23 protein-coding genes are annotated in these 23,571 nt (G+C 70.9%); 17 read left to right on the plus strand and 6 right to left on the minus strand.

Translation table 11 applies throughout. The features are described from left to right. Window positions 1-73: 73 nt before the first annotated feature. From FHX82_RS34265 to FHX82_RS34280, 4 genes are all read left to right on the plus strand, one after another. A complete protein-coding gene (locus FHX82_RS34265; RefSeq protein WP_183177006.1) occupies window positions 74-1,717 on the plus strand; it encodes a PucR family transcriptional regulator in 1,644 nt (547 codons plus the stop codon). An 82-nt stretch (window positions 1,718-1,799) separates the two neighbouring features. After that, on the plus strand, window positions 1,800-2,738 hold the full coding sequence (locus tag FHX82_RS34270; protein ID WP_221216908.1) for an SAM-dependent methyltransferase: 939 nt from the start codon (window positions 1,800-1,802) through the stop codon (window positions 2,736-2,738). 73 nt (window positions 2,739-2,811) lie between these two features. Continuing rightward, window positions 2,812-3,690, plus strand: coding sequence for a helix-turn-helix transcriptional regulator (locus tag FHX82_RS34275; RefSeq protein ID WP_145935405.1), 879 nt, complete (start codon window positions 2,812-2,814; stop codon window positions 3,688-3,690). 73 nt (window positions 3,691-3,763) lie between these two features. Further along, window positions 3,764-3,946 carry a hypothetical protein gene (locus tag FHX82_RS34280; RefSeq protein ID WP_145935404.1) on the plus strand — a complete coding sequence of 61 codons (183 nt, stop codon included), beginning with the start codon at window positions 3,764-3,766 and terminating at the stop codon, window positions 3,944-3,946. Window positions 3,947-3,972: 26 nt separating this feature from the next. Here FHX82_RS34280 and FHX82_RS34285 read toward each other — a convergent pair whose 3' ends face one another. Both FHX82_RS34285 and FHX82_RS34290 read right to left on the minus strand, forming a co-directional pair. Beyond that, window positions 3,973-4,569, minus strand: coding sequence for a TetR/AcrR family transcriptional regulator (locus FHX82_RS34285; RefSeq protein WP_145935403.1), 597 nt, complete (start codon window positions 4,567-4,569; stop codon window positions 3,973-3,975). Window positions 4,570-4,644: 75 nt separating this feature from the next. Continuing rightward, on the minus strand, window positions 4,645-5,181 hold the full coding sequence (locus FHX82_RS34290; RefSeq protein WP_145935402.1) for a TetR/AcrR family transcriptional regulator: 537 nt from the start codon (window positions 5,179-5,181) through the stop codon (window positions 4,645-4,647). 70 nt (window positions 5,182-5,251) lie between these two features. On the opposite strand from FHX82_RS34290, the gene FHX82_RS34295 reads away from it, so the two are divergent. Continuing rightward, complete coding sequence (locus FHX82_RS34295; protein ID WP_145935401.1) at window positions 5,252-6,301, plus strand: aldo/keto reductase; 1,050 nt, start codon at window positions 5,252-5,254, stop codon at window positions 6,299-6,301. 45 nt (window positions 6,302-6,346) lie between these two features. Then, entirely contained in the window at window positions 6,347-6,703 is a 357-nt protein-coding gene (locus FHX82_RS34300; RefSeq protein WP_145935400.1) for a VOC family protein, read from the plus strand. Between the two features lie 32 nt (window positions 6,704-6,735). Here the strand turns inward: FHX82_RS34300 and dmpG are convergent, their stop codons facing one another. Genes dmpG through FHX82_RS34315 form a run of 3 tightly spaced genes read right to left on the minus strand, consistent with a single transcriptional unit; the run spans window position 6,736 to window position 9,466 of the window. Continuing rightward, the gene (gene dmpG / locus FHX82_RS34305) at window positions 6,736-7,755 is read right to left on the minus strand and encodes a 4-hydroxy-2-oxovalerate aldolase (protein WP_145935399.1); all 1,020 of its coding nucleotides are present in this window, start codon (window positions 7,753-7,755) and stop codon (window positions 6,736-6,738) included. Next, on the minus strand, window positions 7,752-8,678 hold the full coding sequence (locus FHX82_RS34310) for an acetaldehyde dehydrogenase (acetylating) (protein ID WP_145935398.1): 927 nt from the start codon (window positions 8,676-8,678) through the stop codon (window positions 7,752-7,754). The genes dmpG and FHX82_RS34310 overlap by 4 nt, the downstream gene beginning before the upstream one ends. Next, window positions 8,675-9,466, minus strand: coding sequence for a 2-keto-4-pentenoate hydratase (locus tag FHX82_RS34315; RefSeq protein WP_145935397.1), 792 nt, complete (start codon window positions 9,464-9,466; stop codon window positions 8,675-8,677). The genes FHX82_RS34310 and FHX82_RS34315 overlap by 4 nt, the downstream gene beginning before the upstream one ends. A gap of 77 nt (window positions 9,467-9,543) precedes the next feature. Between FHX82_RS34315 and FHX82_RS34320 the strand changes: the two genes are divergently transcribed. Beyond that, window positions 9,544-10,302, plus strand: coding sequence for an IclR family transcriptional regulator (locus tag FHX82_RS34320; protein WP_221216909.1), 759 nt, complete (start codon window positions 9,544-9,546; stop codon window positions 10,300-10,302). A gap of 3 nt (window positions 10,303-10,305) precedes the next feature. On the opposite strand, the gene FHX82_RS34325 is transcribed toward FHX82_RS34320, so the two are convergent. Then, entirely contained in the window at window positions 10,306-10,947 is a 642-nt protein-coding gene (locus tag FHX82_RS34325) for a chorismate mutase (protein ID WP_229880701.1), read from the minus strand. 183 nt (window positions 10,948-11,130) lie between these two features. Here FHX82_RS34325 and FHX82_RS34330 point away from each other — a divergent pair, with 183 nt between their 5' ends. The 10 genes from FHX82_RS34330 to FHX82_RS34375 all read left to right on the plus strand — a co-directional run bounded on the left by FHX82_RS34330 (window position 11,131) and on the right by FHX82_RS34375 (window position 23,564). Next, window positions 11,131-11,562 (plus strand): organic hydroperoxide resistance protein, encoded by a 432-nt coding sequence (locus tag FHX82_RS34330; protein WP_145935396.1) that lies wholly within the window; start codon window positions 11,131-11,133, stop codon window positions 11,560-11,562. 126 nt (window positions 11,563-11,688) lie between these two features. Beyond that, the gene (locus FHX82_RS34335; RefSeq protein WP_145935395.1) at window positions 11,689-12,330 is read left to right on the plus strand and encodes a TetR/AcrR family transcriptional regulator; all 642 of its coding nucleotides are present in this window, start codon (window positions 11,689-11,691) and stop codon (window positions 12,328-12,330) included. Between the two features lie 78 nt (window positions 12,331-12,408). Next, window positions 12,409-13,224, plus strand: coding sequence for an alpha/beta fold hydrolase (locus tag FHX82_RS34340; RefSeq protein ID WP_145935394.1), 816 nt, complete (start codon window positions 12,409-12,411; stop codon window positions 13,222-13,224). Next, window positions 13,221-14,096, plus strand: a complete 876-nt coding sequence (locus tag FHX82_RS34345; RefSeq protein WP_221216911.1) for a VOC family protein — start codon at window positions 13,221-13,223, stop codon at window positions 14,094-14,096. The genes FHX82_RS34340 and FHX82_RS34345 overlap by 4 nt, the downstream gene beginning before the upstream one ends. Beyond that, window positions 14,093-14,845, plus strand: coding sequence for a 3-hydroxybutyrate dehydrogenase (locus FHX82_RS34350; RefSeq protein ID WP_145935392.1), 753 nt, complete (start codon window positions 14,093-14,095; stop codon window positions 14,843-14,845). Before FHX82_RS34345 ends, FHX82_RS34350 begins: the two co-directional genes overlap by 4 nt. 169 nt (window positions 14,846-15,014) lie before the next feature. Continuing rightward, on the plus strand, window positions 15,015-19,019 hold the full coding sequence (eccCa, locus tag FHX82_RS34355) for a type VII secretion protein EccCa (protein WP_183177007.1): 4,005 nt from the start codon (window positions 15,015-15,017) through the stop codon (window positions 19,017-19,019). A gap of 228 nt (window positions 19,020-19,247) precedes the next feature. After that, complete coding sequence (locus FHX82_RS34360) at window positions 19,248-20,531, plus strand: MFS transporter (RefSeq protein WP_229880221.1); 1,284 nt, start codon at window positions 19,248-19,250, stop codon at window positions 20,529-20,531. Next, the gene (locus FHX82_RS34365) at window positions 20,528-21,154 is read left to right on the plus strand and encodes a cysteine hydrolase family protein (RefSeq protein WP_145933687.1); all 627 of its coding nucleotides are present in this window, start codon (window positions 20,528-20,530) and stop codon (window positions 21,152-21,154) included. Before FHX82_RS34360 ends, FHX82_RS34365 begins: the two co-directional genes overlap by 4 nt. A 38-nt stretch (window positions 21,155-21,192) precedes the next feature. Next, a complete protein-coding gene (locus FHX82_RS34370) occupies window positions 21,193-21,945 on the plus strand; it encodes an alpha/beta fold hydrolase (RefSeq protein ID WP_229880222.1) in 753 nt (250 codons plus the stop codon). Next, complete coding sequence (locus FHX82_RS34375) at window positions 21,942-23,564, plus strand: FAD-dependent monooxygenase (RefSeq protein WP_145933685.1); 1,623 nt, start codon at window positions 21,942-21,944, stop codon at window positions 23,562-23,564. Before FHX82_RS34370 ends, FHX82_RS34375 begins: the two co-directional genes overlap by 4 nt. Window positions 23,565-23,571 lie beyond the last annotated feature (7 nt).

The raw sequence follows: 23,571 nt of genomic DNA on the forward strand, positions 1-23,571 counted from the left end.
CCGGACGAACACGACGGCTGATTCCGTGCCTCGCGACGAACTAGGCTGGCCGCCCGGCTCCTAGCTTCGGGAGGTGCTCGTTCCCGTGAACCTGCGTCCGCAAGCCAGCCTCGGCCGCGTGCTCGACGACCTGGGCGAGACCCTGCTGGAACTCGTCGCGGGCCGCCGCGACACCGCCGGGGACATCGGGGGTGTGGCGATCCACGACCCGCTGGAAGAGCCCGTCCTGCCCCAGCACGCGCTCGTGCTGGGGGTCGGGCTGAGCGAGCCGGGGGAGGTGGTGCGGTTGCTGCGCGTGCTCGGCCGCCACGACGTGGCGGCGCTCGTGCTGCGGGCGCCGGTCGCGGTGACCGGCGAGATCTCCGCCGCCGTCGAGGAGACCGGCGTGGCGCTGCTCGGGCTCACCCGCGGCGCGTCGTGGGCGCAGCTGGCGGCGATGCTGCGGTCCCTGCTCGCGGAGGGTGACGTCGGCGAGGCCGGCCCGGAGACGCTGGCGGGCCTGCCCTCGGGTGACCTGTTCGCGGTGGCCAACGCCGTCGCGGCGCTGATCGACGCGCCGGTGACCATCGAGGACCGCCGCTCCCGCGTCCTGGCGTTCTCGGGCAGGCAGGACGAGGCCGACGCGTCGCGCGTCGAGACGATCCTCGGCCGCCAGGTGCCCGAGCGCTTCGCCAGGATGCTCACCGAACGCGGGGTGTTCCGGGAGCTGTACCGCAGCGACCGCACCGTCTACTTCGGACTCCCCGAGCAGGCGGTGGACGGGCTGTCGCTGCCCAGGGTCGCGGTCGCGGTGCGCGCGGGCGACGAGGTGCTGGGCTCGATCTGGGCGGCGGTGCGGGAACCGCTCAGCGCGGACCGCGACGCCGCGCTGCGGGACGCCGCACCGCTGGTGGCGCTGCACATGCTGCGGATCAGGGCCGGTGCGGACGTCGAGCGCCGGCTGCGCGCCGACCTGGTGAGCACGGCGCTGGAGGGCGGGTCCGGCGCGCGGGAGGCGCTCACCCGGTTGGGCCTGGCCGACCAGCCGGTCGTCGTACTGGCCCTGGCCGTGCTGGACGAGGACGAGCACGACGCCGGGCTGGCCACGGAACGCCAGCGGATCAGCGACGGGCTCTCGATGCACCTGATCGCGGTGCACCCGCGGTGCGCGGCGGCGCTCGTCGGCGACGTGGCGTACGGGCTGGTGCCGGTCGCGCGCACCGGGGACCCCGAACAGCGCGCGGTGCGCATCGCCTCGGACTTCCTCGACCGCGTGGGGGAGCGGGTGCGGGTGGTGGCGGGAATCGGCCCGGTCGCGCAGGACATCTCGGGACTCGCCGCAGCGCGGGCGAGCGCGGACCGCGCGCTGCGGGTGCTCCGCTCGGGCCGGGCCGGCGGCCGCCGGGTCGCCCGCCTGGCGGACGTGCACGTCGAGGCGCTGCTGCTGGAGCTGCGGGACCTGGTGACCGCGAGGGGTGACGGGCCGACCGGCGCGGTGGCCCGCCTGTTCGCCTACGACGAGCAGCACGGTACCCGGCTCGTCGAGACGTTGCGTGCGTGGCTCGACGCCTTCGGGGACGTGATCGCGGCCTCCTCGGCGCTCTACGTGCACCCCAACACCTTCCGCTACCGCTTGCGCCGGCTGGCCGAAGTGGGTGGTCTCGACCTCGCCGACCCGGAGGCCCGCTTCGCGGCGATGCTGCAGCTCCGGGTCGTCGCGCCACCGCGAAGCGTATAACGACCTATACGAAGCTTGATCATTAAGGTGGACAGCGAAGCCCCGGGGCCGGTCTCGGCGCATTGACCAGATGGTGTGTGGCATGAACGACGACGTCGAGCAGAACGATCCGATGGCCGTGCTGGAAGGGCAGGTCTGGGCGCTCGCGGCAGTGGTCGCGACCTTGCGGGAGGCCGCGGCGGGCTCGCTGGAGGCGGCCCTGGCCGCGGATCCGGCGCGTACCGCCGTGCTGGAGGCCGCGGGCGTGGTGCGCCGCGAGGGGAGTGACCTGGTCGCCGCTCCCGCGATGCGGGTCGGTTCCGCCTCTGCCAACGCCGCCTCCGCTCGGCTCAGCTCGATGCGGCAGGCGGTCGCCGCCGCCGGTGGCGAGGCCCCGGCGGGGTGGGACGCGCAGAGCGACGACGTCCTGCTCGATCAGGGGCGTGCCTCCGCGGGCACCGGTCACGCGCTCGCCACCCGTCTCGTGCCTTCCCTGCCGGGGCTGGCCGAACGGCTGGCCGTCGCCGGAAGCCGTGTGTTGGACATCGGCACCGGGACCGGGGCGCTGGCCGTTGCGCTGGCCCAGGATCTTCCGCACGCCCACGTGACCGGGATCGACAGCCTGGAGCGGGCGATCCGGCTGGCCCGCCGGGAACTGGAGGGGGCCGGACCCGCCGCCGACCGGATCGAGCTGCGGCACCAGGACGTCGTCGAGTTGCGGGAGCGGGATTTCTACGACCTGGTCTGGTTGCCCGCGCCGTTTCTCTCGGACGAGGTGTTGCGGGCGTGTCTGCCGCTTGTGGCGGCCGCTCTCACCGAGGGGGGATGGCTGGTGGCCGGTACCAACCCGGCACCGCGGGAGCCGTTGCTCGCGGCGGTGGCGAACTGGACGGCGGCGCGCAACGGCGGCAGTGCCCTGACCGCGGAGCGGATGACCGAGACGCTGGGCGACCTCGGGTTCCAGGACCTGCGCCGGATTCCCACGGTGCCGGGCGGCCCGGTGTTCGTGGCCGGCCGTCGCCCTAGCCGCCCCGCGTCCTGACCGCGCAGCGGGGGACAAGTTGGGCCACTTTCGGAGCGGCCGCCTGGGGTGTGGGTGGGCAGACTGGTTCGGTATGAGCGTGAGGGATGGTTCGGGGCTTGCGGAGTTTCTGAGCACCTGCCGAGCGCGGGTGAGCCCGGAGCAGGTGGGTTTGGGGCAGGAGTCCGCACGCCGTCGGGTGCCGGGTTTGCGGCGGGAGGAGCTGGCGCGGCTGGCGGGGGTCAGTGTGGACTATTACACGCGGCTGGAGCAGGGTCGTAGTCGTAGCGCGTCGGCCGAGGTGCTGGATGCGCTGGCGGTGGCGTTGCGGCTGGACGAGGCCGAGCGGCAGCACCTGTTCGACCTGGCCCGTCCCGAACCCGCCCGGCGCCAGCGCCGCGCACGCCCGCAGCGGGTGGATCCGGCGACCCTGCGGTTGATCGAGACGCTCGACGAGGTGCACTGCCCGGCTTTCGTGCTGGGCCGGCGGTTGGACGTGCTGGCGCACAACCGGTTGGCCGGGGCGTTGATCACCGAGTTCCGTGCGTTGCCCGCGTCGCGGCGTAACCAGGCCCGGTTTGTGTTCCTCGATCCGCACGCGCGGGAGTTGTATGCCGATTGGGCGAGGGTGGCGTCGGACACGGTGGCGATGCTGCGGCTGGACGCCGGGCGCTACCCGCACGATCCGCAGTTGTCGGCTCTGGTTGGGGAGTTGTCCATCCATTCGGAGGAGTTCCGCAGGTGGTGGCCGGATCATAAGGTGCATCGGCGCGCCACTGGGACGAAGGCCTACCGCCACCCGCTGGTTGGTGAGCTCACCGTGGAGTATCAGGCCCTGCATCCGGCGGGTGACCGGGATCAGACCTTGTTCGTCTACACCACGGAACCGGGTTCGGCGTCGGACACCTCGTTGCGGTTGCTGGCCCACTGGCATGACCAGGAACAGCGCGACGTCTCGGTCGACACCCACTGAGACCTCCCAGGGTGGCCCGGTTTGTTCCGGCCCGAGCTGGACCTTTCCGCGATCGGCCTGCCGGGAGGACCTCGTGGTCGCCAGTTCGGTCAGCGACATCCAGCGGATCGCCACCGAGCTCGTGAACATCGCCGGAGTCAGGCACACCGACACGACCCTGATCGTCAACACGGTCGTCCCTTACCGCGTGTGGCCGCTGCTGGACCGGCACACGTCGGCCAAGGGATGGGGACGCTCCACCCCGCCGCCGCGGTGACGTAGGTGGCGCGCCCCGGTGCCAGGTCAGCGCCGGCGGGTCTTGACGGCGGCCTGGTCCACGACGGAGGCGTCGCGGTACTTGAGGATCCCTTCGACGCCGAGCAGGAAGGTTTCGCAGATCGGCGCCGGGTCGGAGAGGCAGCCCGCGGCCATCGCGCCGTCGCGGAGCATGACGAAGTGCCGGGCGTGGGGCTCGGGTTCGGTCTCGCCGGTCTCGGCCATCAGCTCGGTGATCGTGTCGAGGAACCACTGCCGGTGGTTCAGGACGGCTTGGTGGACCGGGTGGTCGGGGGCGGGGTACTCGGCGGCCGCGTTGAGGAACGCGCACCCGCGGAACCCGTCGGAGCGGATACCGTCGGTGATCGTCTCGGCGACGGCCCGGACCGTGTCGGCCGGGGAGTGCCCGGCGCGGCGAGCGGCCTCGACCTGGGCCCGGATCTGTGCGTCCGCCCCGGTCAGGTAGGCGACGACCAGGTCGTCCTTGCTGGGGAAGTGCCGGTAGAGCGTGGCACGCGTCACGCTCGCCTCGGCGACGATCCGGTCGATGCCGACCGAATGGAGCCCCTCGGCGTAGAAGAGCCGGCTGGCTGTGCCCAGTAGCCGGGCACGTGCTTCGGACACCTGGTCACCTGCTTTCTGGTCGGCCTCCAGTATACAGGGAGAACGTTCGGTCTGATAGTCGCCGGTGAACGGCCCTCACGACTCGATGATCGCCATCAGTGCCGCGGTGTAGGGGGCCGGGTCGAGATCGCCGCGGACGGCGAGTTGCTGGGTGTAGCCGTGGCAGAGGGCCACGAATGCTTCGGCGGCCCGTTCCGCGGCGGCGGGTGCGTGGTGGGGCAGGAGTGCGGCGACCGCCTGGCGCAGGTCCTCGAGCTGGCGCTGGACGAGGGCTGCGAGGGCGGGGGAGACGGCGGCCTCGGCGTAGATCTGGGCGACCAGCCGGGCGTGGTCCTCCTCGCGCGCCAGGGTGCGGATGTGCTGGAGGAAGTCGTGCGCGGACTCGGCCGTCAGCTCGGCGGGCAGCGCGTGGGTCGCCTGCTCGCAGATGGCCGCGACGATCTGGTCCTTGCTCTCGAAGTACCGGTAGATCGATCCCACGGAGAGGCCGGAGGCCTCGACGAGATCGGTCATGGACGTCCGCGCGAAACCGTGGGTGGCGAAGCGGGCGCGGGCCGCGTCGAGGATCTGCTGACGGCGGGCGTCGAGATGGGCTTGGCTGACTCGTGGCATAAAGAATGACCGCTCATTTTTGATGATAGTGTCATAACCGTACCCCACAGCCCAAGCCCCAGGAGACTTCGTGCGCTACCAGACCTTCGGAAGACAGAGCGGGCTGCGGGTTTCGGAGTACGTGCTGGGCACCGCCAACTTCGGGTCGGCGCCGGCCGCTGCCGGCCTGGCCGGCGCCAAGGCGATCTTCGAGGCCTTCGTCGCCGCCGGTGGCACCACGTTCGACGTCTCGAACGTCTACCACAACGGCGAGGCCGAGACCGTCCTGGGCGACCTGCTCGGCCGCGAGCGCGACGAGTTCGTGGTGATCACCAAGTACACCGGGAGCCGGCAGGCCCGGATCCGGCCGGGGACCACCGGCAACAGCCGCAAGACCATGATCCGCTCCCTGGAGGAGAGCCTGCGGCGCTTGAAGACCGACTACGTCGACGTCTTCATGCCGCACCTCCCGGACGGGGTGACCCCGATGCCGGAGATCCTGGCCGGCTTGGCGGACCTGGTCCAGGCGGGCAAGATCCGTTACGCCGGACTGTCGAACTTCCCGGCCTGGCGGGTCGCGGGCGCCGCGGTCAGGTCGGAGCTGAGCGGGCACGCGCCGCTGGCCGGGATCCAGACCGAGTACAGCCTGGCCGAGCGCTCCGCGGACCGGGAACTCCTGCCGATGGCGCAGGCCCACGGGCTGGGGGTCGTCCTGTACTCCCCGCTCGCAGGCGGGCTGCTGACCGGGAAGTACCGGCGCGGCGGGCAGGGGCGGCTCAGCGCACGGGCCGCGACGACTGCCGTCGAGAGCGGGCAACGCACCGCCGTGCTCGACGCTGTCCTGGCTGTCGCCGAGGAGACCGGGACAGGTCCGGTCCAGGTCGCGCTGGCCTGGCTCCGCCGGCGAGCCGCGCGGGCCACGACTTCGATGATCCCCGTCGTGGGACCCCGCACCCCGGCCCACCTGGAGGGCTACCTCGACGCCCTGGACGTCGAGCTCAACGAGGAGCACTACCGGCTGTTGGACGAGGCCAGCGCGATCCGGCTGGGCACGCCCCACGAAGACGTGGCGGCCGCCTTGGCCCACGGCATCGATGGCGATCGGAGCCTCCTCGACGCCCCGATCGTGCCCGTGATCTGACCGGGCCCGTCACCCCCCCCGCACCTCACATCACCTGGAGTACCCGTGTCCGCTGCGCACATCGCCGCGATCAACCTCGAATGCACCGACCCCGTCACCCTGGCCCGCTTCTGGGCCGGCCTGCTCGACAGCGAGGTGGCGGTGGAGACCCCGGGCTTCTGCGCGGTCAAGGCCGGCCCGCTCTACCTCGGCGCGGTCCGGGTGGCGGATCACCGGCCACCGACCTGGCCGTCGGCCGAGCGGCCGCAACAGCTGCACCTCGACCTCGCCGTGGAAGACCTCGACACCACCGAGCGCGAAGCGATCCGGCTCGGTGCCACCAAGGAAACGCACCAACCCGACCCGGAACGCTTCCGGGTGCTTCGCGACCCGGCCGGCCATCCCTTCTGCCTGCGGGCTTGACGCATTCAGCGGGTTCGCCCAGGTGTCCGATCTCAGGCCGGGGGAGTCGAAGACGCGGCGAGGTCGAGGGCGATGTCGGTGATCATGTCCTCCTGGCCGCCGACCATGCCGCGGCGCCCCGCTTCGACGAGGATCGCTCGGGTGTCGAGGTGATAGCGCGCCGCGGCGGCTTCGGCGTGGCGGAGGAAGCTGGAGTACACGCCGGCGTAGCCGAGGCTCAGGGTTTCGCGGTCGACGCGGACTTCGCGGTCCTGCAACGGGCGCACCAGGTCGTCCGCGGCGTCCATGAGCGGGAACAGGTCGCAGCCGTGGTCCCAGCCCATCAGGTCGGCCACCGCGATGAACGCTTCGAGGGGGCAGTTGCCCGCTCCGGCGCCCTGCCCGGCGAGGGAGGCGTCCACCCGGACCGCGCCGTTCTCGACCGCGACCACGCTGTTGGCGACGCCGAGGGCGAGGTTGTGGTGGGCGTGGATGCCGATCTGCGTCTCCGCGTCGAGGACGTCCCGGTAGGCGCGGACCCGGTCGCGGACGCCGTCCATGGTGAGGCGGCCGCCGGAGTCGGTGACGTAGACGCACCCGGCGCCGTAGGACTCCATGAGCTTGGCCTGCTTCGCGAGCTCCTGGGGCTCCGCCATATGGGACATCATGAGGAACCCGGCGACGTCCATCCCCAGTTCGCGGGCGGCGCCGATGTGCTGCGCGGAGATGTCGGCCTCGGTGCAGTGCGTGGCGACGCGGACCGAGCGGATGCCGAGGCGGTGGGCCTGGCGCAGGTCGTGCAGGGTGCCGATGCCGGGCAGGAGCAGGGTGGTGGGGATGGCGTTGCGGGTGACGTCGCAGACGGCTTCGATCCATTCCCAGTCGGTGTGCGCGCCGACGCCGTAGTTGATGCTGGAGCCGGACAGGCCGTCGCCGTGGGCGATTTCGATGGCGGCGACGCCGGCCGCGTCGAGCGCGGCGGCGATCGACCGCGCCTGCTCGACGGTGTAGCGGTGGCGGATGGCGTGCATGCCGTCACGCAGGGTGACGTCCTGGATGTACAGCCCGGTCATCGGAGTGCCTCCTGGTGGGCGGCGATGCGTTCGGCGGTCCGCAGGGCCGCCGAGGTCATGATGTCGAGGTTGCCTGCGTAGGCGGGCAGGTAGTGCGCGGCCCCTTCGACTTCGAGGAACACCGACACCTTGACCACCTCGCCCGCGGGGGCCAGCCGGTGCAGGGGGTCGTCGGCGGCCACCGTCTCGAACTGGACCTTCTGCTTGAGCCGGTAGCCGGGCACGTAGGCCTGCACCCGCCCGACCATCTCTTCGACCGACGCGGTGACGGCTTCGGTGTCCACATCGGACACCAGACAGTGGACGGTGTCGCGCATGATCAGCGGGGGCTCGGCCGGGTTGAGGACGATGATCGCCTTGCCGCGGGCGGCGCCGCCGACCTTTTCGATCGCGGACGCGGTGGTCTCGGTGAACTCGTCGATGTTGGCGCGCGTCCCCGGGCCCGCCGAGCGCGAGGAGATGGACGCGATGATCTCGCCGTAGTGCACCGGCGTCACCGCGCCGACCGCGGCGACGATGGGAATCGTGGCCTGCCCGCCGCAGGTGACCATGTTGACGTTGGGGGCGTCGAGGTGTTCGCCGAGGTTGACCGGCGGGACGACGTAGGGCCCGAGGGCGGCGGGAGTGAGGTCGATGACGGTGCGGCCGAGGGCGCGCAGGACCTCGTCGTGGTGGCGGTGCGCGCCCGCGGAGGTGGCGTCGAAGACGAACTGGACGCCGGCGAACTCGTCGAGCCGCACGAGGCCCTCGACGCCTTCGTGCGTGGTGGCGACCTTGAGGCGGCGGGCCCGGGCGAGCCCGTCGGAGCCGGGGTCGATCCCGGCCATGGCCGCGATGTCGAGGTGTTCGGACAGGCGCAGGACCTTGATCATCAGGTCGGTGCCGATGTTGCCCGAACCGATGATCGCGACTTTTGTGCTCATGCGGCTTCCCCTTCGAAGCTGATCGTGACGTCGCCGAGCCCGGAGATCCGGGCGGTGAACACGTCGCCGGGCGCGGCGGGGACCATCGGGCCGAGCGCCCCGGTGAGGACGATGTCGCCGGCGCGCAGGGGATCCCCGCGGCGGGCGAGGGTGGTGGCGAGCCAGGCGGCGGCGTTGAGCGGGTCGCCGAGGCAGTCCCGGCCGGTGCCCTGCGAAACGAGTTCGGTGCCGCGGTGGAGCCGCATCTCGACGTCGGCCGGTTCCACGGCGTCGAGCGCCTCGCGGGTGTCGCCGAGGACGAACAGGCCGGAGGAGGCGTTGTCGGCGATCGTGTCGACGATGGTGATGTCCCAGCCGGCGACGCGGCTGTCCACGATCTCCAGGGCCGGTGCGAGGAACGCCGTCGCCGCGCGGACGTCGGCGACCGAGCAGCCGGGACCGGGGAGGTCGGCGCCGAGGATCAACGCGATCTCGGCCTCCACCTTCGGCTGCAGCAGCCGTCCGGCCGCAACGGTCCCGTCGTGGTCGAGGGCCATGTCGGAGAACAGTGCCCCGTAGTCGGGCTGGTCGACGCCCAGCTGACGTTGCACGGCCGGTGACGTGAGGCCGATCTTGCGTCCGACCAGGCGGTGCCCGGCCGCGAGTACACGCTCGGTGTGCAGGCGCTGGACGTCGTAGGCGGCGTCGAGGTCGCCGTCGGCGAAGAGGTCGCGGACCGGCGGGCAGGGGGTGCCGGTGCGGGCCGCGGTGGCCAGCAACTCCGCAGCCTTGTGGACGTCGGCGCTCATGGGGAACTACCTCCGGAGGGGGTTGACGATGGGTCGGATAGTGGCCGGGAAGACCCCGCTGTGCCAAAGTTTGTTCCGTGACACGGAACAACGCGGACGGGAACATGCTGGACAAATCGGTGACGCTCTTGAACGTCTACCGTCCGGACGGCGGCAAGTTCCGTCTCACGGAACTCGCGGCGAGGGCCGGGCTGAGCAAGACGACGACGTTCCGCCTGGTCGGCGACCTCGTCCGCCTCGGCCTGCTGGAGCGCGAGGGGGAGTGGTACCGGCTGGGCGGCACGCTGTTCGAGCTGGGCTCGCTGGTGCCGCGCCGCCAAGACCTGCGCGAGATCGCGCTGCCGTTCCTGCAGGACCTCTTCGAGGGCACCCGCCAGACCGTCCACTTCGGAATCCGCGACGACCGCGACGTGGTGTACCTGGAACGCATCCACGGCCACGACGCCGTCCCGCTGCCGTCCCGGATCGGCGGCAGGCTGCCGCTCACGTGCACCGCGATCGGCAAGGCGCTGCTCGCGTTCTCCGGCCCCGGGCTCGCGGACGAGATCCTCGCCGGACCGCTGCCCCGGCTGACGCCCTTCTCGATCACCGATCCGGTCCGGCTGCGCACGGCCCTGGAACAGACTCAGGTGTCCGGACTCGCGTACGAGGAACAGGAAGCCGCGCCCGGTGTCAGCTGCATCGCCGCCCCCGTGTTCTCCGGCGCGGTCGCCGTCGCGGCCCTGTCCGTGGCGGTCCCGCGTGAACAGTTCCGGCCGGCCCACCTCGCCCCGGCGGTGCGAACGGCCGCGCTGGGATTGTCGCGGACGCTGCGGCAGCCACCCAGGAAGGACTGACGCCTAGCCGGTGCACACCGAGTGCACCGCGGTGCCGAGCGCTCGGCGGTGCAGGGCGTCCAGCCGGTCCAGGACCACCGCCGAACCGGCGGCCAGGGTGAGCTGGACGGTGCACGACCGGGAATCGGCACGAACGTCCACAGTGGCCTGCAGTTGGCCCAGCAGCGCCGTGGTCAGCTGGTCGAGCCGGGTGCGGATCTGCCCGAGGTCCGGGCGCGTGGTGGGCGCCTCGTCCGGGTGGGCCGTCCAGCGGTCGAACAACCCCCGCTGCACCACCTTGCTCGCGGTGATCTGGTCGCGGAAGAACGCGGCCGCCACCTCCGGGTCCAGCCCGAGCGCCGTGGCCTGGCCGCGCACCTGGTCCAGGACCTGCTGCTCCCGGGCGGGGTCGTCGATCGGCGAGCCGGTGCCGAACTTCGACGCCGCCACGTCGTCGCTCACGCGCAGGCGTTCGACGACGAGATCCGTCAGCGGACCGAGCCTGCCGAACGCCTCGTTCGCCACCGGTGCGGATTCGGACTTCACCGGGGCCTGCGCGGCCACCGCCGCGGGAACGGTGACCGACATCGTGCCGGCCACCGTCAGGGCGGTGACGGCGACGCCACGGGCCATCTTCCTGCTGGTACTCAACTTCTTGCCTCGCATTTCCGTCCTTGCCCCGCGCTGGGCGCGGGTGCCGAAGTTCTGGATGTAGCGATCACTCTACCCACGGTTGCTCCGTAGCGGGGGAGAACGTTCGGTATTGACGTCGGCCCCGGCAGGATGCATGATGGTTCGAGATAGAACGTTCGGTATCGCGCCTGACGCGTGATCGAGAAGGGACTCCCCATGAGCGGCAAACCTCTGTACCTCGGCATCGCCACCTCCACCGGCGACGGCAGGGCGGGCGGCCAGGCGCGGTCCGATGACGGCCTGCTCGACATCACCCTGGCGATCCCCAAGGAGATGGGTGGCCCCGGCGGCGCGACCAACCCGGAGCAGCTGTTCGCGGCGGGCTGGGCCTCGTGCTTCCACTCCGCGCTCAAGGCCGTCGCGGCGCAGCGGAAGACCAAGATCACCGAGTCCGCCGTCGTGGCCGAGGTGCAGGTGCACCCGACGCCGGAAGGCGGGTTCAGCCTCAGTGCCGCGCTGCACGTCGAACTGTCCGGTGTGGACCAGGCGGCGGCCGACCAGCTCGTCGAAGCCGCCCACGCGATCTGCCCGTACTCCAACGCGACCCGCGGCAACATCCCGGTGACCGTCGACGCGACCGTCGCCTGACCCCCGCCGGCCGGGCTGACGCGCACGTCGGTCCGGCCGGACCCGGGCCGTTTCCGCCGCCCGCGATCTCGTGGCCCCCGCGCGCCCGGTGGGGGAGCGGCACCGGGGCGGACCTATCATGGCCCCATGGTGAGGGATTCCGGCTCCGCGCCGGCTGCTGCCGGGGTGAGCAGCCGAGAGGCGATCTTGAACGCGGCTCACGCCCTCGTCAGCGAAAAGGGTTACGACGGCATGGCCATCTCGGACCTGTGCGCGCAGTCCGGGCTTCCGGCGAGCTCGATCTACTACCACTTCGGCAACAAGCTGGGTGTCCTCGCGGCGCTCCTCGAGCGCACTTTCGAAGAGCTGCACGCGTTGTTCCCGAACCCGTCCTCGTTCGACGGCAGGGCGCCGCTCGACCGGTTCGAAGCGTGGTTCTCGGCGGCCTGCGCGTCCCTCGACCGCAGGCCGGACTACCTCCGGCTCCTGGTGGCCATCAGCGTCGGTCCGCAGAAGGATGCCGACGCGATCCAGGCGACGGTGCGCCGCATCCGCGACTACGCCCACGCGTCCTGGGTGGACGCGCTCACCCCGATCTTCGCCCCGCACGGTGGCAAGAACAACGAAGCCCTCGTTCAGCAGCTGGCCGTCCTCGGGCGCGCGCTGACGGACGGGCTGTCGGTGGCCAACAGCTTCGACGGCGCGAGCTACAGCTCGCAGGTCGCCTCCTTCGTCTCCCTGGTCCGCGGACTGGCGGAGCAGCGGGCGGCGGCGAAGCGCAAGCGCTGACCCAGGTCCGAGCGGCCTTGCCAACACTTCCGCCCGTTGTATAGTGAGCGCTACATACAGACGGATGAGGATGGCACAGTGACGAGCACCTTGGATGTCGGAGACGCGCGGCTGGCCTACACGGAGGCCGGTTCGGGCAGCCCGGTCGTGTGGCTGCACGGCTCGGGGCCGGGCGCCACGGGGATGAGCAACTTCGGCGGGAACCTGCCCGCCTTCGAGGACTACCGGAACATCGTGGTGGATCTGCCCGGCTGGGGGGAGTCCCCGCGGCCGGAAACGGACGAGCCGCTGATCTTCCACGCCGCCGACCGGGTGTGCCGCGCCATGACGGCGCTCGGGATCGAGCGGGCCCACCTGGTCGGCAACTCCTACGGGGGCGCGGTGGCCATGCGGATCGCGATGCGCTACCCGGAGCGCGTGGACCGCGTCGTGCTCATGGCGCCGGGTGGGGTCCTCCCGTCGGACGCGCCGCCCTGGCCCGCCGGGCTCGAACGCCTTTTCGGTTACATGGCCGCGGAAAGGCCCTCCCGCGAGGCCATGGCCGAGTTCGTCCGGCTGATGGTCTACGACGAGTCGCTGGCGACCGAGGCGCTCATCGACGAGCGCTACGAGTCGAGCCTGCGGGCCCATCCCGAGCTGCCGATCCCCCCGAACTTCGGCGACCTGACGCCCGACCTGGGCCGGATCGCCGCCCCCACCCTGCTCCTGTGGGGCCGCGAAGACCAGACCGTGCCCCTGGCCTGGGCGCCCAGGATCCTCGCCGGGATCCCGAACGCGGAGCTGCGGGTGCTGCCGCACTGCCGGCACTGGGTCCAGTACGAGCGTGCGCCCGAGTTCAACCACATCGTCCGTGAATTTCTGCAGGGCGGCGCGGCCGCCGCGTTGGAGGGATGACCGCCGTGGGCATCAGGAAGCTGGGCTACGTCGGTCTCGACGTCACCGACGTCGACGCGTGGACCGACCTGCTCGGGCGCACGCTGGGCGTCGGGGTCACCCACGCCAAGTCCGGCACGGACGAGATCGCCCTCGCCGAGCTCGACGAGTTCAAGTACCGCCTCGCGCTGTACCCGTCCACCGAGGACCGGCCGCGCGAGCTGGGGTGGATCGTCGATTCCCCCTGGGAGTTGGACAGGCTTACCCAGAAGCTGACGGACGCCGGGTTCGCCGTGACGGACGGCTCGGCGGAGGAGAAGGAGCTGCGTGGCGCCACGCAGCTGCGCTGGTTCACCGACCCGGTCGGCTACCGCGTGGAGCTGGCGGTCGGGGAAGCCAAGGTGCGCCTCGGCCCCGACCGCCCGGCCGGCGGGCCCGGCGTCACCGGCCTCGGGCACTTCGTGCTGGCCAGTCCCAAGCTCGGGGAACTTCGCGAGCTCTACGAGTCGGTGCTCGAATTCCAGCTGACCGACTACCGTGCCCCCGGCCTGTACTTCTTCCGCTGCAACCGCAGCCACCACAGCATCGCTCTCGCGAACGCCGAAACCGCGGCTATTCACCACCTGGAGTTCGAACACGGTTCGCTCGACGACGTGGGGCGGGCCTACGACCGGGCCAAGGCCCACGACGTGCCGATCTCGATCAGCCTCGGCAGGCACATGAACGACAAGGCGATCTCCTTCTACGTCCGCAATCCCAGCGGGTTCCACCTGGAAATCGGCTGCGGCGGCATCGAGGTCGGCGACGACTGGGTCCCGCACGACTTCGGGCGCTCGGACGAGTGGGGACACCACCACGCCGACGCGAACCCCTTCGCGTCCCCGAAGTCATGACCGCGCCCGGACTTTCCGGTCGCCGCGCCGTGGTCACCGGCGCGGCGAGCGGGATCGGCGCCGCGGTGGCGGCCCGGCTCGCCGGGCTCGGCGCCCACGTCGTGGTCTGTGACATCGACGCCGAGGGCGCGGCGCGGACGGCCGAGCAGATCGGTGGCGAGGCCCTGGCGATCGACCTGAGCCGGACCGCGGAGCTGGCCGAGCGGGAGTTCGACGCCGACATCCTGGTGAACAACGCCGGAGTCCAGCACGTCGCGCCCGTCGAGCGGTTCGACCCCGGCCGGTTCGCGTTCATGCTGCGGCTGATGCTGGAAGCGCCGTTCCTGCTGAGCCGGGCCGTTCTCCCGGGCATGTACGAGCGCGGCTGGGGCCGGATCGTCCACATCGCCAGCGTCCACGGCTTGCGGGCCAGTGCTTACAAGTCCGCCTACGTCAGCGCGAAGCACGGTCTGCTGGGCTTGTCGAAGGTCATCGCACTGGAGGGCGCCGCCAGTGGCGTGACCAGCAACTGCGTGTGTCCCGGGTACGTGCGCACGCCGCTGGTCGAGAACCAGCTGGCCGACCAGGCGGCGGTGCACCAGCTGAGTACCGGCGAAGTGCTGTCGGAGGTGCTGCTGGCGAGGTCGGCGGTGAAACGCCTCATCGAGCCGGACGAGGTCGCCGGCGCGGTGGCGTACCTGTGCTCGCCCGAGGCGACGTCCATCACCGGCGCCGAACTGGTGCTCGATGGGGGCTGGAGCGCCTCCTGACCGGGCGCGGTCGGCGTATAGAACGTTCGGTCTTGACCAGCCAGGCGGCGGACGTTACGGTACGGGCTGTATCGAGCGTTCTCTGCAGATTCACGCGGGTGGAACCACCGCGAAGAAGCTCGACCTGGGCGCCGGAACTGTCTGAAGCGAATGGACGGAAGAGGCTTCGATGAGCACGGTGCAGTTCAAACGGTTGCCGCGGCTGGCGGGACCGAAGTCGCCGGGCGGTGAGGTGCACCTGGAGCCGCCGCCCGAGGTGCCGCGCACGATTCCCGGCAACGTGGTGCAGAAGCTGCTGCCGGTCGTCATGATCGTCGCTTCGCTGGGGCTGCTGGTCTTTCTGTTCCAGGGCGGCAACCGGAACCCGTTGACGATCGCACTGGGGGCCACGACCCTCCTCGGCACGCTGGGTGTGGTGGGAACCGGCGGTGGCAAGTCCGGTGGGGCGAAGAAGGCGGAGATGAACGAGGACCGCAAGGACTACCTGCGGTATCTCGGTCAGATGCGGGAGCGCGCCCGGGAGGCGATGGCGGATCAGCGGGCGGCACTGGAGTGGGTGCATCCGGATCCGCAGGCGTTGTGGTCGTTGGCGGCGAGTCGGCGGATGTGGGAGCGGCGTCAGAGCGATCAGGATTTTCTGCATTTGCGGGTGGGGCGTAGTTCGCATCGGTTGGCGACGCGGTTGGTGCCGCCGCAGACGGGGCCGGTGGAGGAGTTGGAGCCGATCGCGACCCTGGCGTTGCGGCGGTTTGTGCGGGCGCATTCGATCGTGCCGGATTTGCCGACGCAGATCACGTTGCGGGGGTTCGCGGCGGTGAGTGTGCAGGGGGATCGTGAGCTGACCCGGGGGTTGACCCGGGCGATGCTGGCGCAGTTGGTGACGTTCCACAGTTGCGATGACGTGCTGATCGCGATCGCGACGGCGGGGCGGGCGAAGGCGGAGTGGGAGTGGGCGAAGTGGCTGCCGCATGTGCAGCATCCGGAGCTGTCGGACGGGATTGGCCAGTTGCGGATGATGGCGGGGTCGTTGCAGCAGATCGAGGATTGGCTGGACGGGGAGTTGCGGGACCGGCCGCGGTTCTCGCGTAACGCCACCCCGAATCCGGATCAGCCGCATGTGGTGATCGTGATCGATGACGCGGAGGTGACCCGCGAGGAGCAGATCATCCTGGAAGAGGGCCTGGTCGGGGTCACCCTGATCGACCTGTCGGACTCGCTGGGGAATCTGGCGGCGCGGCGCGGGTTGCGCCTGGTGGTGGAACCGACCCGGGTGGGGGCGCGTAGCGCGGGTGGGGTGGAGTGGTTCGGTAAGCCGGACACGCTCAGTGTGGTGGAGTGTGAGGCGCTGGCGCGCAAGCTGGCGCCGTTTCGGGTGGGGTCGGCGGCGGAGGAGGCCAGCGCGGACGAGCCGCTGCTGTCGAACCCGACGCTGCTGGAGTTGCTCGGCATTCCCGGGGATCCGATGACGTTCGATGTGCAGCAGGCGTGGCGCCCGCGCCCGGTGCGCGACCGTTACCGGGTGCCGTTCGGGGTGGGGGAGTTCGGGCAGGCGGTGGAGTTGGACATCAAGGAAGCCGCGATGGAGGGCATGGGCCCGCACGGGCTGTGTATCGGGGCGACCGGGTCGGGCAAGTCGGAGTTCCTGCGCACCCTGGTGCTCGGGTTGCTGGCGACGCATTCGTCCACCGCGTTGAACATGATCCTGGTGGACTTCAAGGGGGGCGCCACGTTCCTGGGGTTGGACAAGGCCCCGCATGTGGCGGCGACGATCACCAACCTCGCCGGTGACCTGACGCTGGTGGATCGGATGAAGGACGCGATCGCGGGGGAGGTGGCGCGCCGGCAGGAGGTGCTGGCGAAGGGTAATTACAAGAACGTCTGGGATTACGAGAAGGCCCGGGAGAACGGGGCCGACCTCGACCCGTTGCCCGCGTTGTTCATCTGCATCGACGAATTCTCCGAGATGTTGACGGCGAAGCCGGATTTCATCGACATTTTCCTGCAGATCGGCCGCGTCGGCCGCTCGTTGCAGATGCACATGCTGCTGGCCTCGCAGCGGCTGGAGGAGGGCAAGCTGCGGGGGTTGGACACGTTCCTGTCGTACCGGATCGGGTTGAAGACGTTTTCCGCGGCCGAGTCCCGCGCGGCGATCGGGGTGCCGGATGCGTTCGAGCTGCCCTCGATTCCGGGGTCGGGGTATTTGAAGTACGACACCTCCACCATGGTCCGGTTCAAAGCCTCGTATGTGTCAGGTCCCTACCGCCCGGCGGGGATTCAGGCGGCGGGGCCGGTGTCGAGTGTGGTGCGGGCGGACAAGCGTCCGCAGTTGTTCGTGCCGGACTTCGTGGAACTGCCCGCCGAGCCGGAGCCGGAACCGGTGGCGATCGCGGCGCCGGTGAGCAAGCAGTCCGAGGAGGTCAGCGAGCCCACCGAGCTGGAAGTGATCGTGGAGCGGCTGGTGGGGCAGGGGCCGCCGGCGCACGAGGTGTGGTTGCCGCCGCTGGACGAGCCGAACTCGCTGGACACCCTGTTGCCGAACCTGAACCCGACCGAGGAGCGGGGGTTGTCGCCGGTGGGGTTTTTCGGGAACGGGAAGTTGCAGGTGCCGATCGGGATCGTGGACCGGCCCTTCGAACAGCGCCGTGACCCGCTGTGGGCGGACTTCTCCGGTGCCGCCGGGCACGGGGTGGTGGTGGGGGGTCCGCAGTCGGGTAAGTCGACCCTGCTGCGCACGCTGATCATGTCGCTGGCGTTGGCGAACACCCCGGAGGAGGTGCAGTTCTACTGTGTCGACCTCGGCGGCGGCACCCTGGCCGGGCTCGCCGGGCTACCGCATGTGGGTGGGGTGGCGGTGGCGCGGCGGGAGCCGGACAAGGCGCGGCGGATCATCGCGGAGTTGAACACGCTGGCGAACGAGCGGGAAGGCCGTTTCGGGGCGCTGGGTGTGGACTCGATGGCCGATTTCCGTAATCGCAAGCGCCGGGGGGAGATCACCGGCGAGCAGGACCCGTTCGGGGATGTGTTCCTCGTGGTGGACGGGTGGCGGGCGATCCGGGACGATTTCGACGAGCTGGAACCGCAGATCACCGCGCTCGCCCAGCGGGGGCTGACCTACGGCATCCACGTGGTGATCACCGCCAGCCGGTGGGCCGACATCCGCCCGGCGATCAAGGACATGCTCGGCACCCGCTTCGAGTTGCGGTTGGGGGACCCGAGTGAGTCCGACATCGACCGCCGCGTGGCGGTGAACGTGCCCGAGGGGCGGCCCGGGCGCGGGTTGACCCGGGACAAGCTGCACATGCTCACCGGGCTCCCGCGGATCGATGGCAGCAGTGATGCCGAGACCCTCGCCACCGGGGTGACCGACGCGGTCGCCAAGATCGCCGGGGCGTGGCGGGGACGCAGCGCGCCGCAGGTGCGGCTGCTCCCCGAAACCGTGTCCTACGACGAAGTGCTATCGATGGACAAACAACGCCACACCAAACTCGTGCCGATCGGGATCAACGAGGACGCGCTGGCCCCGGTATATCTGGACTTCGACGCCGACCCGCACTTCTTCGCGTTCGCCGACGGCGAGTCGGGCAAAACGAACCTGCTACGCCAGATCGCCCGCGGTATCACCGAGCGCTACACCGCCAAAGAAGCGGTGATCGTGCTGGTCGACTACCGGCGCACCATGCTCGGCTTCGTCGAGGGCGCCCACCTGCTCGGCTACGCCGTCTCCGCCAACCAGCTGGACGGGATGATCAAGGACATCCACGGCTCCATGACCCGGCGGCTGCCCGGCCCGGACGTCACCCAGGAACAGTTGCGCAACCGCTCCTGGTGGAAAGGCCCCGAACTGTTCATCCTGGTCGATGACTACGACCTGGTCGCCACCCAAACCAGCAACCCCCTCAAACCACTCTCGGAATTCCTGGCCCAAGCCAAAGACGTCGGACTGCACCTCATCGTCGCCCGCCGCACCGGCGGCGCCTCGCGCGCCTCCTACGACCCCATCATCGGCAAACTCAAAGAAATCGCCGCACCCGGCCTGGTCATGAACGGCAGCAAAGACGAAGGCGCCCTCATCGGCAACGTCAAACCCAGCCTCATGCCCCCCGGCCGCGGCATCCTCGTCAGCCGCAAGGTCGGCAAACAACTCATGCAGGTCTCGTGGATCCAGCCGGACTAGGCACCGGCCACTGTGGATCGTCCACCCCGGATTCCCCTGGTCGCTGAATCCTTGACGCCGGCCATCGGACTGTAGCCAACGGGTCTTTGGAGTTGTAGAGTGAGCGTTACATACAACACAGGACGTGCCCGGCCGCCGCAACGAAGCGAGGTTCCCTTGAACGTTCTCGAACAGGTCAAGCACTCACCGATGAGCCGCGCTCAGGTGAGAGCGGTCGCACTGTGCCTCGTGATCAACTTGATCGACGGGTTCGACCTCCTGGTGACGTCCTTCGTCGGCCCGCCGATCACCCGGGAGTGGGGGCTGTCCCCTTCGTCGGTGGGCGTGCTGCTCAGTGGCGGGCTGGCCGGGATGGCCATCGGCGGGCTCCTCCTCGCCCCGCTGGCCGACCGGGCCGGACGCCGGCGGCTCACGCTCGGCTGCGTCGCCCTGGCCTCGTTGGGCATGCTCGCCGCCGCCCTTTCGCAGGACTTCGGTCAGCTGCTGGCCTGCCGGGTGGTGACGGGTGCGGCCGTGGGCGCGATGGCGGCCAGTCTGCCGGTGCTCACCTCCGAGTACGCGAACCACCGGCGCAGGGGCCTGGTGGTCGCGTTGATCACCACCGGGTACGGCCTGGGGTCGGTCATCGCCGGGATCGCCTCGACCCTGCTCCTGAGCTCGTTCGGGTGGCGCTCGGTCTTCGTCTTCGGTTGCGTCGTCACGGCGATCCTCTTCGCGGTGGCACTGCGGTACCTGCCCGAGTCGATGGACTACCTCGTCGCACGCCGGCCGCGGCACGCGCTGGACAAGCTGAACCGGATTCTCGCCTCGATGGGCCGCGCCCCCGTCGCGGACCTGCCCGCTGTGCCATCGGCGGCGACGTCGCGCAAGGTGGTCCTCGACTCGTTGTTCCGCGGGAGCAACGCTGTCCGGACCGTGCTGGTCTGGGTGGCGTTCGTCGCGGCGCAGCTGATGTTCTACTTCGCCAGCTCCTGGACGCCCAGCCTGCTGCTGAAGGCGGGCATGTCCAGCCAGCAGGGCATCAGCGGCGGTGTGCTCCTGAGCCTCGGCGGCGTGACGGGCGCGGTCCTGCTGGGGTTGCTGGTGTCCCGCGTCGGACCGCGGCGGCTGACCGCGGCCTACTTCGGCATCGGTGCCCTCGCGCTCATCCTGTTCTCCTTCTCGCTCGGCACGCTGGCGACCGCACTGGTCGCGGCGGTGCTCGTCGGGTTGTTCCTCAACGGGACGGTCACCGGGATCAACGTCATCGTGCCGGATCTCTACCCGGCGGAAGCCCGCGCGACCGCCCTCGGCCTGGCGGTCGCCGTGAGCAGGCTCGGTGCCGTCCTGGCGCCCCTGGCCGCCGGCTTCCTGCTGCAGGCGGGCTGGACCCCGGGCTCGATGTTCCGGATCTTCGCGATCCCCGGGGTGATCGGCGCCGTCGCGACGCTCCTGCTCGCCCGGTTCGGGCGCGCGTCCCGGAACTCTCCGGCCCGGCCCGAAACCGCCGAGAAAGAGGTGGCCGAAGCATGAGCAGCCCGCTGATCGACGTGGACCGCACCGCGGTGCTGGTCATCGACATGCAGAACGACTTCGTCGAGGAGGGCGCACCACTGGAGTTCCCGGAAGGGCGGCGCGTGATCCCCGCGATCCGGCAGGTGCTCGACGCGGCACGCGGCCGGAAGATGCCGGTCCTCCACGCCGCGCATGTCCACCGTCCTGGCGGGGCCGACCTGGGCGTCCACCGCGAGCTGTATCCGCCGGTGGCGGCGGGGGAGGCCCTGGTCGACGGCGAGCGCGGGGCGGAGATCCATTCCGGGCTCACCCCGCTTCCGGGGGAACCCGTGATCAAGAAGCACCGCTACAACGCCTTCTACGCCACCGACCTGGAGATCATCCTGCGCGGGCTCGGCGTGGAGACGGTGGTGCTCACCGGGATGACGACCGAGTGCTGTGTGCTGGGAACGGCCCGTGGTGCCTTGGAACGCGGGTTCCGCTCCCTGGTGGTCTCCGACGCGTGCGCGTCCTGTGACTACCCGGACCTCGGGGCCGGTCCCATGCCGGCCGCGGAGATGCACCTGGCCGCGTTGCGGGTGATGTCCTTGACCTCGTCGCAGCTGATCAGTACCGCCGAGTTCCTCGCGCGGCTGCCCTGACCAGCGACCCGACGTACGATCCTTTGAGGAGGCTCCAGGTGCCGGCCACATCAGATCTCGTGCTGCTCCACGGCGGCGGGCCAGGCGTCGACGCCGCGAGCAACTGGGCGAGCGTGCGCGCCAGGCTCGCGGGCGGGTTCCGCTGCCTGGCCCCCGACCTCCTCGGGTTCGGCACGCGGATCGCCGGAACGGACGGGATCGAGGGGCCGCGCGCCTGGGCGCTGGCGCGGGCACGGCAGATCGTGGACATCCTCGATCGTCAGGGCCTCGAACGCGTGCACGTCGTCGGCAACTCGGCCGCGGGCGGCGCGGCGGCGCTGGCCCTCCTGGCCCTCGCACCCGAGCGGATCGACCGCGCGGTCGTCATGGGGGGAGCAGGCACCGGCCCGCTGCCACGCACGGTGCCCTTCTACGACGACCCGACCGAGCAGTCCATGCGGGCCACGCTCGCCCGGCTGGTCGCCGACGAGAGCGTCCACAGTGGACTCCTCGACGAGCTCGCCGGGGTCCGGTTGCGGCAGGCCCTGCGCCCCGGCGCCGAACGGGCCTTCCGGTCCATGTTCGCCGACGTGGCAGGCGGGCCGCCGCCCGTCGATCTCACGAAGATCGTCAACCCGGTGCTCGCCCTGCACGGGGAGCGGGACCGGGTTTCGCCGGTCGAGGTTTCCGAGCGCCTCGCCGCCGCGGTGCCCGGCGCCCGCCTCGAAGTGGTGGCCGGGGCCGGGCACTGGATCCACGTCGACCGGCCGGACGAGTTCTGCACCCTGGTCGAGGAGTTCCTGAACGCATGACACCGCACAGTGAAGACCCGGTCGACGTCCTGGTCGTCGGCGCCGGGCCCGCCGGTCTGACCCTCGCCATCGACCTCGCGCAGCGCGGCGTGCCCTGCCACGTGGTGGAGGCGACCGAACAACGGGGCGTCAACCCGCGGTGCAACACCACCTCCGCGCGCTCGATGGAGATCTTCCGGCGGCTCGGAGTGGCCGACGAGATCCGGCGATCCGGGCTGCCCGAGGACTACCCCACCTCGATCCAGTACCGGACCACCTTGTGCGGCGAGGAGATCTTCCGCATCGACCTGCCGTCCGCTCGTGACGTCCTGGCCGGTGCGGGCAAGGAGACCTGGCCGACGCCGGAGCCGCAGCACCGGATCTCGCAGCTGTACCTCGAACCCATCCTGGAGCGGCACGCGAGCCGGCTGCCCGGGCTGACCCTCGAACGTGGCACCCGGCTGGTCGAGCTTCGCCAGCACGACGACCACGTCGAGGCGGTCGTGGAGACCGCCGGGGCCCGTCGCACGCTGCGCTGCGCGTACGTGGTCGGCTGCGACGGCGCCCACAGCACCGTCCGCCGTCAGCTGGGCGTCCGGTACGAAGGCGTCGACGCGATCCAGCGGTTCGTGTCGACGTTCGTCCGCTCGCCCGAGCTGGGGCGGCTCGCCGCCCGCGACCGGGCCTGGACGTACTGGACCTACGGCCGCCGGACCGCTTCGCTGATCGCGATCGACGGGGAATCGTTGTGGCTCAACCACGTCGCGTTCGCCCCCGAGCACGACACCGAGGGCGAGGACCCGGAACAGCTGCTGCGCGAGTCGGTGGGGCGGCCCGTCGAGCACGAGGTGCTCGGCGTGGTGCGCTGGACCGGCCGCCGGCTGGTCGCCCAGCGGTACCGCGCCGGCCGGGTGTTCCTGGCCGGCGACGCCGCCCACATCTGGATCCCCGTCGGAGGATTCGGCATGAACGCCGGCATCCAGGACGCGGCGACGCTGGGCTGGATGCTGGCCGCGGTGCACCACGGGTGGGCGCCTCCGGAGCTGCTGGACGCCTACGAACTGGAGCGCAAACCGGTCGGCGAGCAGTTCGCCACCGCGGTCGGCGCCCAGGCCCGCACGTCGTTCGCGGACGTCTCGTCGGACATCCACCTGCCCGGCCCGGACGGCGAGCGGGCCCGCGCGGAGTTCGCCGCGCGGCTCGCCGTCACCGAGCCACGCCGGTATTCGCCCGACGGCTTCAGCTTCGGCTACCACTACGCGGGCTCGCCGCTGGTGGTCGGCGGCGAGGACCAGTCCGAGATCACCATGGGCGACTACCAGCAGCGCGCACAACCCGGGTTCCGGCTGCCACACACCTGGCTCGACGACGGGCGGTCGGTGCTCGACGTCCTCGGCCCCGGTTTCACCCTGCTGCGGACCGACCCGGGCGCCGACGTGACACCGTGGACCGCGGCGGCCGGTGAGCTGGGGATTCCCCTCGCCGTGGCCGACCTGCCCGCACGGTGGCCCGACCGCTATCCCGCGGCACTTCTGCTCGTGCGCCCGGACCAGCACGTCGCCTGGCTGGGTGGGGCGGACGCGCGTCCCGGCGAGCTTCTGCACACAGTCACCGGGCGCGTCACCGCCCACCAGCGGTAAGGATCAC

The sequence above is a fragment of the Amycolatopsis bartoniae genome, assembly GCF_014191255.1.
Classification (GTDB): domain Bacteria; phylum Actinomycetota; class Actinomycetes; order Mycobacteriales; family Pseudonocardiaceae; genus Amycolatopsis_E; species Amycolatopsis_E bartoniae.